Origin of the sequence: Crateriforma spongiae (assembly GCF_012290005.1) — a bacterium.
GTDB classification, from domain to species: domain Bacteria; phylum Planctomycetota; class Planctomycetia; order Pirellulales; family Pirellulaceae; genus Crateriforma; species Crateriforma spongiae.
Genome location: NZ_JAAXMS010000015.1, coordinates 1 through 17,036, shown reverse-complemented (window position 1 = coordinate 17,036; position 17,036 = coordinate 1). Strand labels below are relative to the sequence as shown.

The window sequence follows — 17,036 nt, the reverse complement described above, 5'->3', positions numbered from 1 at the left end:
TCGACTCGAAAGAAAAGCGAACGTTGGAAATCATTTCAGTGTTCCCTCGTGCCGGAATCGGTGTCCGTTCGCAACCGATCGGCCAAATCGGCCAACCCACGACGGATGTGACTTTTCACCGTTCCCAGTGGCAATTTCAACTTTTGGGCGATCTCACGATGGGTATGCCCTTGGAAAAAGGCCAAGGTCAGCGCGGATCTGGAATCATCCGACAACCCAGCCAAACACCTTCGAACCTGTTGTGCGTCTTCTTGTGCCGCCAGGTTTTGACTCGGGTCCGTCGAATCCACCAGGCTATCCACCGTAGGCGTCATTGGCGGATCCAAGGAGGCTTCAATACGCACTCCCGCTCGAGAGCGGCGGAGGTGATCCCGAGCGCGACTGCGGGTCAGGATCGTCAAATAAGTACGCAGTGAACCTCGCTGCGGATGATAGTTGTCCGGACTTTTCCAAAGTTCGATGAAGACTTGGCTGGTCACCGCTTGGGCATCGCTGTCTTGGCCACAAATCGAATGGGCGATCGCATAGACCAACGAAACGTGCCTGCGATACAAACATCGCAGCGCATCGGTTTGGCCGGAAACCATCGCGGCCAGCAACTGTTCGTCGGACTGGGATTCCGTCATGGCGATCGAATCAGAGCGATAGAGCAGGCTGATCGGAATCCGCCGGTTCGACCGCGGCATCTGCCGGCACCACCGCCAAAGGTGTCACCGCTTCGGTCATCCAGCATCCATCGAACGGAGGCTCGTTTTGCCGAATCAGATAGAACTGGTACGCACGTGTCTGGCCATCGGCGTTATCAATGGAAACCAAAACCATCGCTTCTTCACCGCGAATCTGTGGACGCCCGATCAAACCATGGCGGTGGCCGATCAGGGCGGCAAAGGGTGGTTCGACCACCAAACGTTGAAATCGCTCAAACGGACCGGTCAGTCTGCGATTCGATGGCGAAGCAAACGCAAAACAGAGTTTCAGCCGTTCGGGATCCAAGGCGGCCTGACGCATCGATTCCAACTGTATCGCAACGACCTCGGCCGGCCCCAATTCCGGTCGGACTTGCTTTTCAAATTCGGCAAGGTCCAAGGGGCTTAACGCGGATGTTGAGGCCGATGGATCTGGTTGAATCAATCGCCAACTGATCCCCGCGATCAGGCCAATGCCGACAAAAGCGCCGATGGGCAAGAGTTTGCGAAAACCGGTGGGCACAGTTTGGGCGTCTCAGAAAATGCGGAAAAGACCGCGATCACTGTCACGGCCTGAAGATGGCATGCCTGGGCGTAAAAAAACGCCGACCCCATCATAGGGACTGGAATCACAAACGTGTCCGATCGACGTTTGAATCCACATGATTCCAGATCGATACCGCAAAGAACTAACCGACCGTGGCTAGGTCCGCTTTGAGTGCTTCGTTGATCGCCCGACTGCCGGTCAGGTTTTCAAAGGCGACGCCCGCATGATGTCTGCTTTCGCAGCGGCGTGCCCAGCGGACTTTGACCGCAGCGCTCGGTCCTGTCGGAAGTGTGACCAATACGCGTTCGCCCATTTCCAATGCTTCGTCCGTGGCAATTTGAAGACCGCTGCGCGAAACGTCGATCAGCTGGGCACTGTTGATCGGCGGTTTTCCGGCGGTGCGTCGCACCGTGACGTCGATGCCGACGACTTCGCGCGGATGTTCACGACGGCTGATATGTCCTTCGTGGATCAGACGCTCCAGCAAATCAGGACGCAATTGGCGGCGGAACTTCATCCCGAAACTGCGTGACGAAAGCGATGTGTGTTTGTCCCAGCAGATTCGACCCGCAGCTTCGACCACCACATCGTCTCGGCTACCGAAAATTCGAATGATGCCAACTTGCGGACGGATTTCTGGGGGAAGATCGGCCTGAACCGCGCAGCCCGACTGGCTGACGTCAATGATTTGTGAATCGAATACCTTCGGTTGATCGTCGAATCCGACGATCAGTTCGGCCCACAGGGACATCGAACTGGTCCATCGGTAACGATCGTCTTTTCGCTGAGGCGCTTGTTCGTCGGACATGAAAGGAAGAACCGAGGCTGGGCCATTTGCAGGTGCAGGGAAACGACACAAGGATCACTGTTCACCGTCAGCCCTTGTGCCATGGGTAACCTAGGACACAAAACCTGCGTCCGACCGCTGACACTGCCGCTTTCAGACCCCCCAAGCGGAGAGATTCAACAGTGACCGCGACCGGTTGTAACGGGTATGCGATTGGTTCCGGCGAATTGGGAATCTCGACGCCACCGCGTCTTAGCCAAATCCGCAGCGGAGGCAGGCCTGATCAGAGACGTTGTCCCATCGCGGTGACTGTGGAAGGATCGCTAGCCGAGCCGGTATACTTCGTGCGGCAGGCGGATCAACGACGCTTGCCGTCGAATGACGACCGCGAATCCGTCGATTAGCCCAGTCTGTGACCGGGTGCGATGCGAAAGTGGGCGAGTTGAAAAAAAATCACCCTCCCATGACGACGCGACGGTATTCACTTCGTCGCGACGTTGCCATCGAAAGGAATGGTCCCTATGGACTCTGTTGCCGACACGCCATCTGGCAGGCATTTTGATGATTCTTCGCACTGCCTGGCGGCACGCGAAGCTCCCATGCACGTTGATCCCAATGAACCGAAGGGGGACGGCGCCGATTTGAAACGGATCGAGGCGGCCGTTCGCGTCATCCTGGATGCGGTTGGCGAAGATCCGAATCGTGAAGGCCTGCTGGAAACCCCCGCACGGGTTGCCCGGATGTACGCGGAGATGTTCGCAGGATTGAAAGTCGATCCGGGCCGTCACTTGGCCAAAGTTTTCACTGAGGATTACGACGAAATCGTTTTGGTTCGCGACATCAGCTTCTGCAGCATGTGCGAACATCACCTTCTGCCGTTCACTGGCAAAGCTCACATCGCTTACCTGCCGGACGGAAAAGTTGTCGGGCTAAGCAAACTTGCACGCGTGGTTGAAGAAGTCGCCCGGCGCCCGCAAGTCCAAGAACGAATGACACAAACGGTGGCCGACCTAATCGAAACGCGTTTGTCTGCTCGTGGTGTCGCCGTGGTTGTCGAATCCACCCACAGCTGTATGACGATGCGCGGCATTCGAAAACCCGGAAGCCTTTGCATGACCAGCGCCATGCGAGGCGCCTTCCGCGATGATCCGGCGACCCGCGCCGAAGTCTTGGGGCTGATCAATCGATAAACCGTTTTCTGGAAATCATGAAACGGCTCGGCGCTCGTCCATGACGGCGGCGTCGAAACGAAAAAGATCGAACCGCTTTGAGATCTGGGAAATCAGATCCGAAGCGAGTTCGATTTTTTTTTGCGCAACGTTCGACGCGATTGGCGAAGGCGCGGCCTCAATTCGGGCAGGGTTCGGGAATCGCCGGTTCGTAAAAATCCGACTTAAGTAATCACATTGCGGACGCATCGCGGACGTCGGTCCGCGTCTAGAACTCCCCTGAGCAACCAGATAGGTGATGCAACCGGATTGGTGATGGACGCTATGGAAAGGTGTGAAGCGCGCACGAAAAAACCCGGCTTGGTAGGCGACGCACCAAGCCGGGTCTTCGCTGATATTTGGTGATGGATTCAGCCCGAAGGCATCTTTTCTGTTGGTTCGTTGCGAGACCACTTCCACAGATTCGATCTGCCCGGTCACCCGGACGCTCTTTCGAACAGCAGACCTATTCTAAGAATCCTTAGAAAGGAGGTGATCCAGCCGCAGGTTCCCCTACGGCTACCTTGTTACGACTTAGTCCCAATTGTCGAGCTGACCTTAGGCGCCTGCCTCCCGAGGGTTAGCTTGGCGACTTCGGGCCCTCCCAACTTTCGTGGCTTGACGGGCGGTGTGTACAAGGCTCAGGAACACATTCACCGCGGTATGCTGACCCGCGATTACTAGCGATTCCGGCTTCATGCAGGCGAGTTGCAGCCTGCAATCCGAACTGAGGCACGGTTTCTAGGATTTGCTCCACCTCGCGGTATTGCGTCCGTTTGTCCGTACCATTGTAGGACGTGTGCAGCCCTAGGCATAAAGGCCATGAGGACTTGACGTCATCCCCGCCTTCCTCCGGTTTGACACCGGCAGTCTCTCTAGAGTCCCCGGCATTACCCGCTGGCAACTAGAGACAAGGGTTTCGCTCGTTAAGGGACTTAACCCGACATCTCACGACACGAGCTGACGACAGCCATGCAGCACCTGTAAAAGAGCTCCCCGAAGGGCACCCCTCTATTTCTAAAGGGTTCTCAACTATGTCAAGCCTAGGATAAGGTTCTTCGCGTATCCTCGAATTAAGCCACATCCTCCACCGCTTGTGTGAGCCCCCGTCAATTCCTTTGAGTTTCAGCCTTGCGACCATACTCCCCAGGCGGAGCACTTAATGCTTTCGCTACGGCCGAGAAAATGTGGAAGTTTCCTCAGCCTAGTGCTCATCGTTTACGGCTAGGACTACCGGGGTATCTAATCCCGTTCGCTACCCTAGCTTTCGTGCCTCAGCGTCAGAAAAGACCCAGTGATCCGCTTTCGCCACCGGTGTTCCCTATGATATCAACGCATTTCACCGCTCCACCATAAGTTCCGATCACCCCTGTCTTCCTCAAGCTTGGTGGTTTGAAAGGCAGTTCCACGGTTGAGCCGTGGGATTTCACCTCTCACCTTCCAAGCCGCCTACGCACGCTTTAAGCCCAGTGATACCGAATAACGTTTGGACGGTTCGTGTTACCGCGGCTGCTGGCACGAACTTAGCCCGTCCTTCCTCTAAAGATTGGTCAACTACCGGAGAGAACCCCGATAGATTTCCTCCCAATTGACAGCGGTTTACAACCCGAGGGCCTTCATCCCGCACGCGGCATCGCTCGGTCAGACTTGCGTCCATTGCCGAAGATTCTCGACTGCAGCCATCCGTAGATGTCTGGGCAGTGTCTCAGTCCCAGTGAGCCGGGCCATGCTCTCACACCCGGTAGCCATCAAAGCCTTGGTGGGCCGTTACCCCGCCAACAAGCTAATAGCAAGCAGTCCAATCCTCAGGCGGAATCACACCATTTGATCCGTAGATATTATCCAGTATTACTGCCAGTTTCCCGACACTATCCTAGTCCTGAGGGCATGTAACTACCCGTTACTCTCCCTTTCGCCACTTTCCATCTCATAGCAAGCTAATTGATTTCTCGTGCGACTTGCATGCCTAATCCATGCCGCCAACGTTCATTCTGAGCCAGGATCAAACCCTTCAATTTTGTATCGATTCACCAGAAGAGACCCGAAGGACTCGACCGGGAGTAATCAAAGTTAAAACCGAAAGTTGATTCTGCTCTGGAGGCCTCGGTAAAAGCCTCCAGCGATTCGCCGTTTTGTACCGTTCAGTGGAACACCCGAAGGTGTCCCGTGTCGGTTAAACAAGCGATCTCGCAACTGCTGAACTCAACAGAAGTTCCATCACCAAATTGTCAAATATCGGTCGAAATTTTCACCTCAGCGAGTGCTGAAGGCGAAAATGCGATCCGCAGAGTTTTGCGGATCAGCCGGCGACCGTCAAGCCCTTTGGTGAAAAAAAGCTGAAAGCTTTTCGCCGCGTTTGGCGGCCTTCACCGGGCTGCTTGTTCTTGGCGAACAAGTGGTTGCCGTTCAAGTGAGGCGGAAAGATATCGGTGACTTCGCGTCGCCGCAATAGGCTTTGGGGAATTTTCTAAGAATTCTTTTCCCGCACGCGTTTCGGCCCGGTATCGACGGGCTTTTTCCCGTGTTTTCCGCCTTCTGCCCGACACGCAGCAGCGTGCCGATGGAGACAGTTCTTCGTCGCGGTGACCCGCATCGCTCCAGCAATTCGCCCGATTTCTTTCCTCAGGCTCTACCGCGCCGGTCTGGCCATCGAGATCCAGGGCTCCGCCCAGCGGTTGTCCGGCGAGTTTCCGTCGCTCTGGCGGTCTTGCGGAGTCAACGTTTGTCGCCGAGACGAGGGGGACACGTGGTGATCGGCCGGTAACGTGTCTCCGGCCATAAAGGCGATCAGACCGCCGTCGGGGAATGTCGCCAACGCTTGCATCGTCATGCACAGAAAGACCACGTGTGCACAGGGTTCCCCCGGCTCCGCTTTCGCCCGGTCAAACCCGGCGTTCGCCAGATCCAATCGCAGCGGCGAATCGAACCTCTTTCCGGATAGACGTTGTCTCCGAATGACGACGGGACCACCCCGCGATGAGGAGCGTTTGGGAGTCGGCGGCGAGCTTTCAGCCACTTCGCCTGTGTCTCCGAAGTTTCGATATCGCGATGCGCACGAAAAAAGCCGTCCACCGATGACTGTTGCATCGGCGGACGGCTTGGCAGTTCGGGCCATCGGAAGTCGCTTGGGCGGCCGACGACGTGTCAGCTGGGCGGCGTGAATCGCGGCGCCTGCGGTTCGTCTTCTTCCTCGTCATCCACTTCGGCCCGACGGTGATCGTCGGACGTGTCGACCTTCAACGCGTCGCTGGTTTCCCGCTGGATTTCGCGGAACTGTTGCTGGACGTCATTGATGGAACGACGGAATTCACGATACCGAGACCCAAATTTGCGTGCCACTTCGGGCAAATCGCTGCCGAACAACATGATCGCAATGATCGCGATCAGGATCAGCGAAAACGGGCTCAAACCGAACATTTCAGGCTTTCTCAGCCGAATTGTCGGTTCCCGCTTCGCCGTCGTCCTCGGCCGTTTCACTCATGCCCTTTTTGAATTCGTTGGCGCTGCGGCCAAGGTTTCGCATCAGGCTGGGCAGCTTCGCACCGCCGAATAGGACCAGGATGATCAGCAAAATGATGAACAATTCGCTGCCGCCCGGCATGCCCATGAAAGCCAGGGAGATTCCCTGGTGCACAAAATCAAACATCTGTTTTTCGCCTCTGTGAAAATTAAGGTGGCGCAGGAAGCTTCAATCAAGAGAGCCATCCCCTCGCTCACGACCGGCGAAAGCGGGTAGGTCGATCGGCAGCCACCCGAACGCAGAAGAACTGCGCCGGGCCCGTCGCGAACACCTCCAGAACCGTTGTGTCGGGGGCTATGCGTGACGTCGTTTTCGTCACACGCCCCCATTCTATTGCGGCCGGCGGGCCAGTCAAAGCCGCACTCCAGGTCGGCGAAGAAGATCCCGTCATCGGTGGGGCCGGTTTTTCCGGCTGTGATCGGCCGAAACCGAGGGGCCCACGCCGCCGCCGCCGCGAGTCCGCTCGGTCGGCCGGTCCCAGCGGCCATCTGCGGGTGACAAGCCGATTTGAATGCCGTCCACCCGGCATCCAAGGGCCGAAAACGGGCGTAAAGCGTCGACCGCTTGTCAGTCGACCGGTCTTGGGTGACGGTGTGTCGCCGCGGCCGATCTGGCGAGTGAATCGTCGATCGGCCCCCGTGTTTTCAGGTTGTTTGGTTGTCCCTCGGCCGCCCCTGCCCCCGCACTGATGAACCTCGTTTGATGATCGCCGACACGTACCAGATTTTCATGAGCGTGTTGGGCGTCTTTCTGGTCGTCGCGTTGGGAGCGTCCTGTCGCCGTGCCGGCTGGTTGACGCCCAACGCGGACCGGTCGTTGGCCAATCTGACGGCCAAGGTCTTGCTGCCGGCTCTGTTTTTCGACCGTATTTTAAGTGGCGACCGGATCGCATCGCTGTTGGATACGTGGACACCGCCGCTGTTCGGATTCACGATCACTGTCATCGGATTCCTGTTGGGCTTGGGGCTGGCACGCCTGTTGGGCGGATGGATGGGGCTGAAAGATGCGTCCAGCCGCAGCGCGTTTGCCCTGGGCGTGGGCATTTGCAATTACGGTTACATCCCGCTGCCCCTGGCCGAACGCTTTTATCCCGACGCCATGGTCGATTTGATCCTGCACAACGTCGGCGTGGATTTGGCTCTTTGGAGCGTGGGCGTCGCGATCATCAGCGGTGGCCGCGGGCAGCAGCGGCACTGGTGGCGATCACTGATCAGCCCGCCGCTTGTCGCGGTGGTGGTCGCGATGACATTGAAGCGAACCGGTTGGGTCGACTTTGTGCCTCAGCCGATCTTATTGGCGACCGAGAAGCTGGGCAGTTGTTCGGTGCCGCTGGGGCTGATGCTTTCGGGGGCCCTGATCATCGACTTTTTGAAAGACGCCGACTGGGGAGGAGCGATCCGCACGATCGCTTGTGCGGTCGGGTTTCGACAGCTGGTCATGCCGGTGGCGATTCTAGCCGTGGCCACGTTTCTGGCCCGGACGGTGCAAATGCAGCAGGTCTTGATGCTGCAGGCGGCGATGCCGGCGGCCATTTTCCCGATCGTCCTTGTCCGGCTGTATGATCGTGACACAGTGACGTCGATGCGAGTCATCCTGTCGACGTCAATCTTCGGCATCGTCATGGTGCCGTTCTGGCTGGCCGTCGGGAAATGGTGGTTGGGGGTTTGAGCGAAGGGAAAGGTTTCACGCGGATGGGGGACGACGGTTGATGCGAATCAGTTTGCGTGAGTTGATCGGCCTGGTGACGATCGTGGCGTTATTGATCGGCGTCACCGGCTACGCGACGCGGCTATCGCAGTTGCGCGCGGAGCTCGAGGAACTACGACAAGAGGTCGGCTACCTGCCGCGTCGATTCGATAACGAGCTGGCCGCTATCACCATTCCCACGTACCGACCGTTGACCTATCGGTTGCGCGTGCGGATCCCGGATCCCATGCCAGACGATCGTGCTTATCGGCTGGCCTATAGCACGGTGTGGCCCGAAGGGACGGCGGGACCGCGGTGGTATGCCGCGATGCCGGTTTCGCCGGGCGAGTCGGTGATCAATGTGGAGATCGCTCCCGATCCGAAAGACCAGCAGTGGAAAATCGCGGTGATTGTCCGTTCCGGTGACCGGACGAACCGTTTGGCGACGTCCTTGCCGCAGGAACACATCGGGGTTTTCCAAGGCGCGCACAAAGTGCTCAGCCAAGGCGTCGGTCGCCAGGCCAGTTCTCATGACGTGGACCGCCCGCTGCGTTTAATCGACCGACGCTGGCTCGCTGGGGAAGGTGCTCTGATGCTGTACGGGGACCGGCCGCCGCCGGGCGACCAGGTCGGTGTGTTTGTGGAGCTGCAACCAGACACCGGGCCTCTGTAGACGCCGAAGTGGTGCAGATCAGGCCAGCGAATTCTAGGTGCAACGGGCAGTGTTTTCGAGCGTGCCGCCCGATGGCACGCGTGCCCGGAAGATGTCGCGCGTGCCCAGAAAAAGTCGCATTCCCTATTTGAATCGTGATGGCGGCTGGTTGGCGACGGGCCTCTCAGAAACGCTTCGTTTCCCCCACGATTAAGATTGTTGCACCCCCAATCGGGCTGTGGTAGGTTTGCTGCAACCACCCCTGTGGGGTGTGCGAATGAAGTCGCGTTCCCCCCACGTTGTCGGCCTTGACCCGCCCGTCGCCGCAGGCCGCGGCCGATCCACCATCATCTGTCCGAGCAAGGAGTGACGATGTCCCGCTTCCAACGCAGCAACCGCCGTAAATCTTGGTTTTCAGCATCGCAGCAAAAGCCATCGCGGCAGCGACGACGCACCGCAGCAACCAGAAGGCGTCGAATGCTGGTGGAGTCACTGGAGAACCGGCACCTGCTAGCAGCCGACCAAATTGTGTTTGTCGACCCGTCCGTCTGGCAAGAAGACTCTGTTCCCCAGGCTCTTCAGGCCTCCGCGGACGAAGTGGTAGTTTTGGACACCAACAGTGATGGGCTCGTTCAGATCGCTGACTATTTGCAGGGTCGCGAAGACGTGGCAGCCATCAACATCATCTCCCACGGAGACGTCGGCGAGGTTTCGCCCTTGGGCAACATCGTTTTGAACGAGGCAAATCTCTCAAACTACAGCGACGAGCTCGCCGCGATCGGTGCCACGTTGTCGGTGGACGGCGACATCCTGTTGTGGGGATGCAACGTTGCAGGCGTCGACGGCGACAGCTTTGTACAAGCGGTCGCGAGTGCCACCGGGGCCGATGTGGCCGCTTCAACTGATTTGACGGGATCGCCGGTGCTCGGAGGCAATTGGGACCTGGAGTTTTCGACCGGACCAATCGAGGCGACGAACCTTCTCGAGTCCGTCAATCCTCAGATCACACTCAGCCACTACCGCGGCGGTTCCCTCACCTGGACGGTTGATGCAAATGGTCGGGCGGAAATGGAGGTGTTTACGGTTTGGCGGGATGGATCGGTCAGTTCTGCGAGTTTCAGCGGTTGGAGCCAGTCCAGCTCGGCAATCGTCGCGACAGGGGCGGAGCAAGGTGGCGACGGCTTTGCGATCAGGAGGCAGACCTTCACCAGAAATCTTGGTCCAACCCCGGCTGATTTTGTTTCCAACTGGAGTTCGTGCTGCTGGGTTGCGAACGGCAATAATTTCGGCAGCGGATGGAACCTTTCTACAAGAGTGGTTTGGGATGGTCCGGGCACTACGTCCGCGAGCCCGACCGTCCGCTCTGCCACGATCGATATCGTCGCGCAGGGAAACGCTTACAATCAAAACCTCAACGCGGTCGACCCGGATGGCAGTCCGGTCAATTACGAATTTTTGGTGGGCGGAAACGATCCGAACACCGCGGTCCCAGGGCTCGACCTCGACCAATTTGGAAACGTGAGTCTCTCTGGAGCAGAGACAGCCGCACTGGCGCTTGGCCGCTGGGCTTACAAGGTACGTGTGACTGATGCGTCTGGAGCCTACAGCGAACGCGAGGTCCTGTTTGTTGTGCAGGACCCGGGCAGCGGCGTCCCAAATCCCAACGCACCGGTTCTGGCACCCATCGGCTCGCAAGTTGTGGCCGTCGGTCAGACATTGACTTTTCAAGCATCGGCGACAGACCCCGACGGGGATAGCCTGACCGTTCGCGCTCAAGGTCTGCCCTCAGGATCGTCCTTTCCCGAGATCACCGGACCCGCCACACCCGCTCCGAATAACAGCGTCTCCAGTACTTTTTCGTGGACCCCCGGCCCAGCGGACGTCGGTACATATACCTTAAACGTTGAGGCCTTCGATAATGTCGCCACCCCGATCATTGACAGTGAACAAGTTCAAATCACGGTCACGGGCGCCAACACGCAGCCGGTGCTCAACCCCATCGGCAACCGAACGACACCGAACGAAACCAACATCAATTTCACGATCAGCGGTTCGGATGCAGACGCAGGCGACCTGCTTACGTATTCGGCAAGTTTCATGCCTGCGGGGGCGACGTTTAATCCAGTCACGGGCGAGTTCGATTGGACTCCCTCGCCCGCTCAGTCCAACAATCTGTTTACAGGAATTGTCTTCCGAGCGACCGACGATGGAATACCCAATCTTTTTGACGAAGAGACCATCTCAATCACCGTAGGCGCAGGTAATCAGCCTCCCGTGTTTACGCCCGTGGCGAACCAGACCATTGGCGTGGGACAGCCGGTGAGCTTCACGGTGTCTGCGACAGATTCGGCCGGCCAGACCATCGACTTAACTCCTGTGGCCATTCCGGCCGGATCCAGTTTTGCTTCCACCAGTGGACAAGGTTCGGTGAGCAGCGTGTTCAACTGGACTCCCGCAACGTCGGGACCTACTTTTCTTCGATTCAAAGCCCAAGACAACGGTTCACCGGGTGCAAGTTCATTTCTCGATGTGACGATCAACGTTGTCGCCAATCAACCGCCAAACGCTGACAACGACGAATACAATCTGCTCGAGGGAGGCACACTAGCAACGACTGATGCCGATGGAACCACGACCGCAGGGGATTCCAGCGATGATGGTGTGGCGGCCAATGATTCGGATCCTGACGGTGATCCTTTGTCGGTCACTTTGATCAGCGGACCATCATTCGACACTGGTACTTTCGCTCTGAATCCCGATGGCACTTTCGCTTACACCCACGACGGCAGTGAGAACTTTACCGACACGTTCGTCTATCAAGCGGATGACGGCGAAGGCAATACAGACACGGCCACGGTCACGCTGCACATCACGCCAGTCAACGACGCTCCCACGGTCGACTTGAATGGAATGGACGGGGGTATCGACTTTAATGCGACCTTTACTGAAGACGGTGGGGCCGTATCCATCGTTGATTCCAATCTCGAGGTGAGTGATCCGGATGCGGCCGCACCTGGTTCGATCTTCCTGGCCGATTCTCTTGGCGATTTGATCCGCATCGATCCCTCAAGCGGTACGCAAGCCGTTGTTTCACAGGGCAACAACTTCGACGCAATTCAAGGTCTGACGATCGATTCGGATGGTTCACTTCTCACGTTCGACCATGATTACTTCGAGATCGTACGGGTTGATCCGGTTACGGGCGCGCAGACTCTGGTCTCGGATACCAGCATTGCGGGCAACGCTGGTTTGGATGGCGGGCACTCGATCGTTGTCGAGGCTGACGGCAACATCATCGTGGGCCGACATACCGGCATCTCGCGGGTCGATCCGAACACAGGTGTTGCAACAACGATCAACAGTTCGATCCCACATGTGCACGGTCTGGCCCTTGAAGCCAATGGCAACATCCTAGCCGCGTCGATGAACGGGACGGTCACTCGGATCGACGCCAATACACTCGCAACCACGACAATCGCGACCGGCCTGAACAACCTGTGGGGAATCACCGTCGATGACAACGGGCAGATTTTTGTGGTGGATACCACCGCAGGTGAAATCATTCAGATCGATCCGAACACTTTTGCTCAGAGCACGTTCGCGTCGGGCGGCGATCTCAACAGCGGCATTCTGGGAATCACACGCGACTGGAATGGCAACTTCCTGGTGTCGGACGACACCGACAACGAGATCATTCGGATCGACGCATCGACATCTGCCACATCCGTCGTCTCGGCGGGTGATAAACTTCAAGCACCCTTCCAGTTGGCAACCACTAACAATCTCGTTCTCCAATCGGCCACCGCGACGATCACGAATCTCCTTGACGGTAGCGACGAAGTTCTTGCGGTAGACACGTCCGGCACGCCAATCGTCGCGTCGTATGATTCGGGCACCGGTGTGCTGTCCCTGACGGGTGCTGCTTCTATAGCAGACTACCAAGCGGTGCTCCGAACGCTGACCTATGAAAACGCCTCTCAGCAGCCGAACGAAACAGATCGCATCGTCCAAGTCATTGCAAATGATGGATTGCTCGACAACGCGATTGCAATGAGCACGGTTTCGGTCGATAGCGTCAACGATGTTCCTTCGTTGAGCAATCTGGCAGTCACGCCATCAATCAACGAACACGAATTTGCAATATTGACCGGAACGATTGGAGATGCTGATACAACGGAAACATTCACGATGGAAGTTGATTGGGCAGATGGTAATACCAACACATTTGTTTTGCCAGACAGTGATCTTATCTCCGTCAACGTCAATGGTGACATGGTGGCTTGGGACGCGACGGCTCGAGAGTTTCAGATCAGTCATCAATACCTAGATGACAATCCAACGATGACATCTTCCGATGACTACACAATTACCATTGCGAGCTTGACGGATTCTGCCGGAACGGAAGCTATTGAGAATAGCTTTGGCAGCTTGCGCCCGAACGTGATGTTGTCCGGCAATTCTAATCGCGACATAACGACGTTTTTCCCCAATGCAACATCGTTCAATGTAGTTTCGGGCAATACACCGGACGCGAATACTCAAGCACTTTTTGTAACGCGTAGTGGTTTGAGCGGGTTGAATGCGACAAACCTTCAGTCGTATGTAAACAACGGCGGCATCATCATCACGGAATACAACATTTCCGATGAAGTGTTCAATCTAGTATTCGATGAGAATGTAACTCAGCCAGGAAGTAGAGACGGGGATTGCAGTGACGCGATTAACCCTGCGATCCAACTAAATACAAGTGATCCGTTCTGGCAAGACCTTGGGCCGATCACACCACAGAATCCAAGTCAAGAAGGATGCGGTTTCGATTTATCGTCATATCCCGGAATAACGCCGTTAGGAGCGTGGGCATCTGGAGCTGTACAGCTAGCCTATCGAGATAGCGGGTTAGGGCGACTTTGGTTAGTTGATACGGATTGGCAAGACAATCAAAGCACACCATTCGCAGAGAGTGAAGCCATCATGGGTTACATGATGACCCACAACGCAATCTCTGTTGCCCCACCGTCCGTCACGACCACGGTCAACAATGACGTGCCTGAATTCGACGATTTGGCTGGCGACTTCGGAAATATCTCATTAGGCTCGTCTGAAAACGGAGTCTTGAATCACGGCAACATCGATTTCTCTGACGATGGCACTTTGGATGTTCACACAGTCACTGTCGATTTTGGCGATGGTGGTCCGCTGGCCCTTCATACCTTTAACGTTAGCCCAACCGGTAGCCGCAGTTTCAACTTGCCGACCTACGCGTACACGAACGAAGGCACGTTTCAGGTAATAGTCACGCTCACGGACGACGACTCCGGATCGGTAAGCGAATCGTTTGATGTCACGGTGAATCTGAATGATCCGCCAGTCGCTGTCAGTGACACGATCACGCTCGGCGAAGACGACTCGGTGACCGACATCTCGGGGACTCTTGGCGATGCCGGAACTGGTGTGCTTGGCAACGATTCCGATCCCGATGGCGACACACCAATCGAAATCGTTGCGATCAACAGTCCGCCCACGCCAGGAATCTTGGCTCTAACCGGCGGGGTGCTGACGTATGATCCCAGTGGCGATTTCGAAGCGTTGGCCGCCGGTGAATCTACCACCGAAACGTTCACGTATGAAATCGCCGATCCGGATGGGGAAACCGATTCGGCGACGGTAACATTGACGATTATTGGCACAAACGATGCGCCTGCCATCATAATGGGCGCGAGCGACTCGGGCAACGAAGCACTGACCGAAACCAACTCGGGCTTGTCGGTCAGTAGGACGCTTTCGGTCGAAGATCTGGACACCACCGATGTAGTTGGCGCCTCAATCGAGTCAGTAGTGGTGACAGGCGACGACAGCGGCATTGGTGACCAAGCCCTGCTGTCGATGATGAGTGTCGGCGGTAACCCGGTGATCGATGGCAGTTCGACGACCGGCACGATCAACTGGACTTTCGACAGCGGTAGCGAAGCCTTCGATCATCTTGCGGTCGGCGAAAGCCTGGTGCTCCAGTACACGATCCGGGCCACCGACTCTCAGAGTGCCAGCGACGATCAGACAGTGACCGTCACGATCAACGGCACCAACGATCATCCGGAGATTACGGCATGCACAGCGGGCGCGGCTGGACCGGTCGCGACGACCTTGGTCGGCACCCTTCCTGGATCCGTCACTAGTTTCGGCGATGCGGTATTTGATAGTTCTGGGAATGCCTACGTAACGAGCCGCGTCTCAAACGGCGGTGATATCTTCAAAATCACGCCGTTGAACGTGATCAGTAGTTTCTTATCACCGGGGGTTGGCTCTAGCCAGACTGGTCTCGCCATTGATGGAACAACGCTTTACACGTCGAACTCCGGCGGACAAATCTTCACGATAGACCTTTCGGCGGCGACGCCCGCCGCGACACTTCTCACCAGCGCGAGCAATGTCTCGAGCGTCAATGACATTGCAATTGCCCCAGCGAATTCCCCATTTGCTGGTCAACTCGTGTACGGCGATGTCTCTGGCCGTGTAGCGCGAATCGATATGAATTCATTGACGGAGACGCTGATCACAAATAGCACGTCAATATCCGCGTTGGGTTTCGACAGCAACGGTGATCTTTACTACTCCGGCGGAAGTGGGACTTTGCGAAAATTTGCGAGCGGATCGGAAACGACCGTGGCGAGCGGACTGGGTCCCGCCGATAGTCTCGCGATTCACCTACCTACGGGTGATGTGTACGTTGGTGATTCCGGCGCGAATATCTTACGCGTTTCTTCTTCCGGCGTGGTATCGACGTTCATGACGAATATCGACTTTGATAATGGGTTCTTCCATGACCCGCTTGCCTTTTCACCGGATATGACATCTTTGATCTACGCCGAAGGCGAATCCAGTGCGACGGTATCGCGCATCACGGGGTTTGCGGGCCTTTGTACGGGCTCAGTTGCCGAGACGCTGACCGAAACCGATTCGGGCCTGACGGTCGGCGGCACGCTGAGCGTCGAAGACCTAGACACCACCGATGCGGTTGATGCCTCGGTCGAAGCGGTCGTCGTATCGGGCGATGAAGATGGCATGGGCAGTGCGGCTCTACTGGCGATGATGAGCGTGGGCGCCAACCCCGTGGTCGACGGCAGCAGCACGACCGGTACCATCAACTGGACGTTCGATAGCGGGAGCGAAGCCTTTAATCACCTGGCGGTCGGCGAAGCCCTTGTGCTGGAGTACACGATACGAGCCAAGGACTCGCAGAACGCCAGCGACGACCAGACGGTCACGATAACGATCAACGGTACCAACGATGCTCCCGACATCACGGTAGGATCGAGCGACTCCGATAATGAAGCTTTAACCGAAACCGACTCAGGCCTGTCGGTCAGCAGGACGCTTTCGGTCGAGGACCTGGACACCACCGATGTGGTTGGTGCCTCGGTCGGATCGGTGGTGGTGACAGGCGACGACAACGGCATTGGTGACCCCGCTCTGCTGTCCATGATGAGTGTCGGCGCCAACCCGGTGATCGACGGTAGTTCGACCACCGGCACGATCAACTGGACGTTCGACAGTGGCAGTGAAGGCTTTGATCACTTGGCCGTTGGCGAAAGCATCGTGTTGGAATACACAATAACAGCCACCGACGCACAGTTGGCCACTGACGTCCAGACGGTCACGATCACGGTCAACGGCACCAACGACGCACCGATCATCGACAGCGCGGCGCAGGCCGCCACGGTGACCGAAAGCTCCGACACCAACCCCGATGCTGATCCGGGGACCGAGACCGGCACGATCACCTTCGATGATGTTGACTTGAGCGACGCCCACGTCGCCTCGCAGGATGGCGGAACGGTGACCACGGCGACGCTGGACAACGGGTTGATCCTGACCCCGGCGCAGGAGACCGCGATCCTGGCCGCCTTCAGCATCGATCCGAGCGTGGCGTTCGACAACAGCACGGGCGCCGGT

At 57.1% G+C, this 17,036-nt stretch carries 10 protein-coding genes and 1 rRNA gene; 4 read left to right on the top strand and 7 right to left on the bottom strand.

Features of this window, described 5'->3' with window-relative positions:
• Positions 1–35 precede the first annotated feature (35 nt).
• The 3 genes from HFP54_RS24645 to HFP54_RS24635 form a co-directional block, all read right to left on the bottom strand.
• Positions 36–626, bottom strand: coding sequence for a sigma-70 family RNA polymerase sigma factor (locus HFP54_RS24645; protein ID WP_168567221.1), 591 nt, complete (start codon positions 624–626; stop codon positions 36–38).
• Positions 627–636: 10 nt separating this feature from the next.
• Positions 637–1,209, bottom strand: a complete 573-nt coding sequence (locus HFP54_RS24640; RefSeq protein ID WP_168567220.1) for a DUF4864 domain-containing protein — start codon at positions 1,207–1,209, stop codon at positions 637–639.
• A gap of 166 nt (positions 1,210–1,375) precedes the next feature.
• Complete coding sequence (locus tag HFP54_RS24635; RefSeq protein ID WP_168567219.1) at positions 1,376–2,041, bottom strand: PilZ domain-containing protein; 666 nt, start codon at positions 2,039–2,041, stop codon at positions 1,376–1,378.
• A gap of 578 nt (positions 2,042–2,619) precedes the next feature.
• Between HFP54_RS24635 and folE the strand changes: the two genes are divergently transcribed.
• Positions 2,620–3,210, top strand: a complete 591-nt coding sequence (folE, locus tag HFP54_RS24630; RefSeq protein ID WP_145305000.1) for a GTP cyclohydrolase I FolE — start codon at positions 2,620–2,622, stop codon at positions 3,208–3,210.
• A gap of 15 nt (positions 3,211–3,225) precedes the next feature.
• Here folE and HFP54_RS24625 read toward each other — a convergent pair whose 3' ends face one another.
• The 4 genes from HFP54_RS24625 to tatA form a co-directional block, all read right to left on the bottom strand.
• Complete coding sequence (locus tag HFP54_RS24625) at positions 3,226–3,669, bottom strand: hypothetical protein (protein ID WP_168567218.1); 444 nt, start codon at positions 3,667–3,669, stop codon at positions 3,226–3,228.
• A 44-nt stretch (positions 3,670–3,713) separates the two neighbouring features.
• A 16S ribosomal RNA gene (locus HFP54_RS24620) occupies positions 3,714–5,246 on the bottom strand.
• 1,126 nt (positions 5,247–6,372) lie between these two features.
• Entirely contained in the window at positions 6,373–6,645 is a 273-nt protein-coding gene (locus HFP54_RS24615; protein ID WP_146412842.1) for a Sec-independent protein translocase subunit TatA/TatB, read from the bottom strand.
• 1 nt (position 6,646) lies between these two features.
• Positions 6,647–6,874, bottom strand: a complete 228-nt coding sequence (tatA, locus tag HFP54_RS24610) for a twin-arginine translocase TatA/TatE family subunit (protein WP_196784246.1) — start codon at positions 6,872–6,874, stop codon at positions 6,647–6,649.
• Between the two features lie 576 nt (positions 6,875–7,450).
• On the opposite strand from tatA, the gene HFP54_RS24605 reads away from it, so the two are divergent.
• The 3 genes from HFP54_RS24605 to HFP54_RS24595 all read left to right on the top strand — a co-directional run.
• Positions 7,451–8,416: an AEC family transporter gene (locus HFP54_RS24605; RefSeq protein ID WP_168567217.1), complete on the top strand. Its 966-nt coding sequence runs from the start codon at positions 7,451–7,453 to the stop codon at positions 8,414–8,416.
• Positions 8,417–8,456: 40 nt separating this feature from the next.
• Complete coding sequence (locus HFP54_RS24600) at positions 8,457–9,107, top strand: hypothetical protein (RefSeq protein ID WP_168567216.1); 651 nt, start codon at positions 8,457–8,459, stop codon at positions 9,105–9,107.
• A 351-nt stretch (positions 9,108–9,458) separates the two neighbouring features.
• Positions 9,459–17,036: DUF4347 domain-containing protein (locus HFP54_RS24595; protein ID WP_168567215.1), on the top strand; the 7,578-nt coding region annotated here is incomplete at its 3' end.

What these genes read in the sequence shown, in the direction of transcription:
- HFP54_RS24645 (WP_168567221.1), bottom strand. Translation starts at nt 626, where the DNA reads ATGACGGAATCCCAGTCCGACGAACAGTTGCTGGCCGCGATGGTTTCC.
- HFP54_RS24635 (WP_168567219.1), bottom strand. Translation starts at nt 2,041, where the DNA reads ATGTCCGACGAACAAGCGCCTCAGCGAAAAGACGATCGTTACCGATGG.
- folE (WP_145305000.1), top strand. Translation starts at nt 2,620, where the DNA reads ATGCACGTTGATCCCAATGAACCGAAGGGGGACGGCGCCGATTTGAAA.
- HFP54_RS24615 (WP_146412842.1), bottom strand. Translation starts at nt 6,645, where the DNA reads ATGTTCGGTTTGAGCCCGTTTTCGCTGATCCTGATCGCGATCATTGCG.
- tatA (WP_196784246.1), bottom strand. Translation starts at nt 6,874, where the DNA reads ATGTTTGATTTTGTGCACCAGGGAATCTCCCTGGCTTTCATGGGCATG.
- HFP54_RS24605 (WP_168567217.1), top strand. Translation starts at nt 7,451, where the DNA reads ATGATCGCCGACACGTACCAGATTTTCATGAGCGTGTTGGGCGTCTTT.
- HFP54_RS24600 (WP_168567216.1), top strand. Translation starts at nt 8,457, where the DNA reads ATGCGAATCAGTTTGCGTGAGTTGATCGGCCTGGTGACGATCGTGGCG.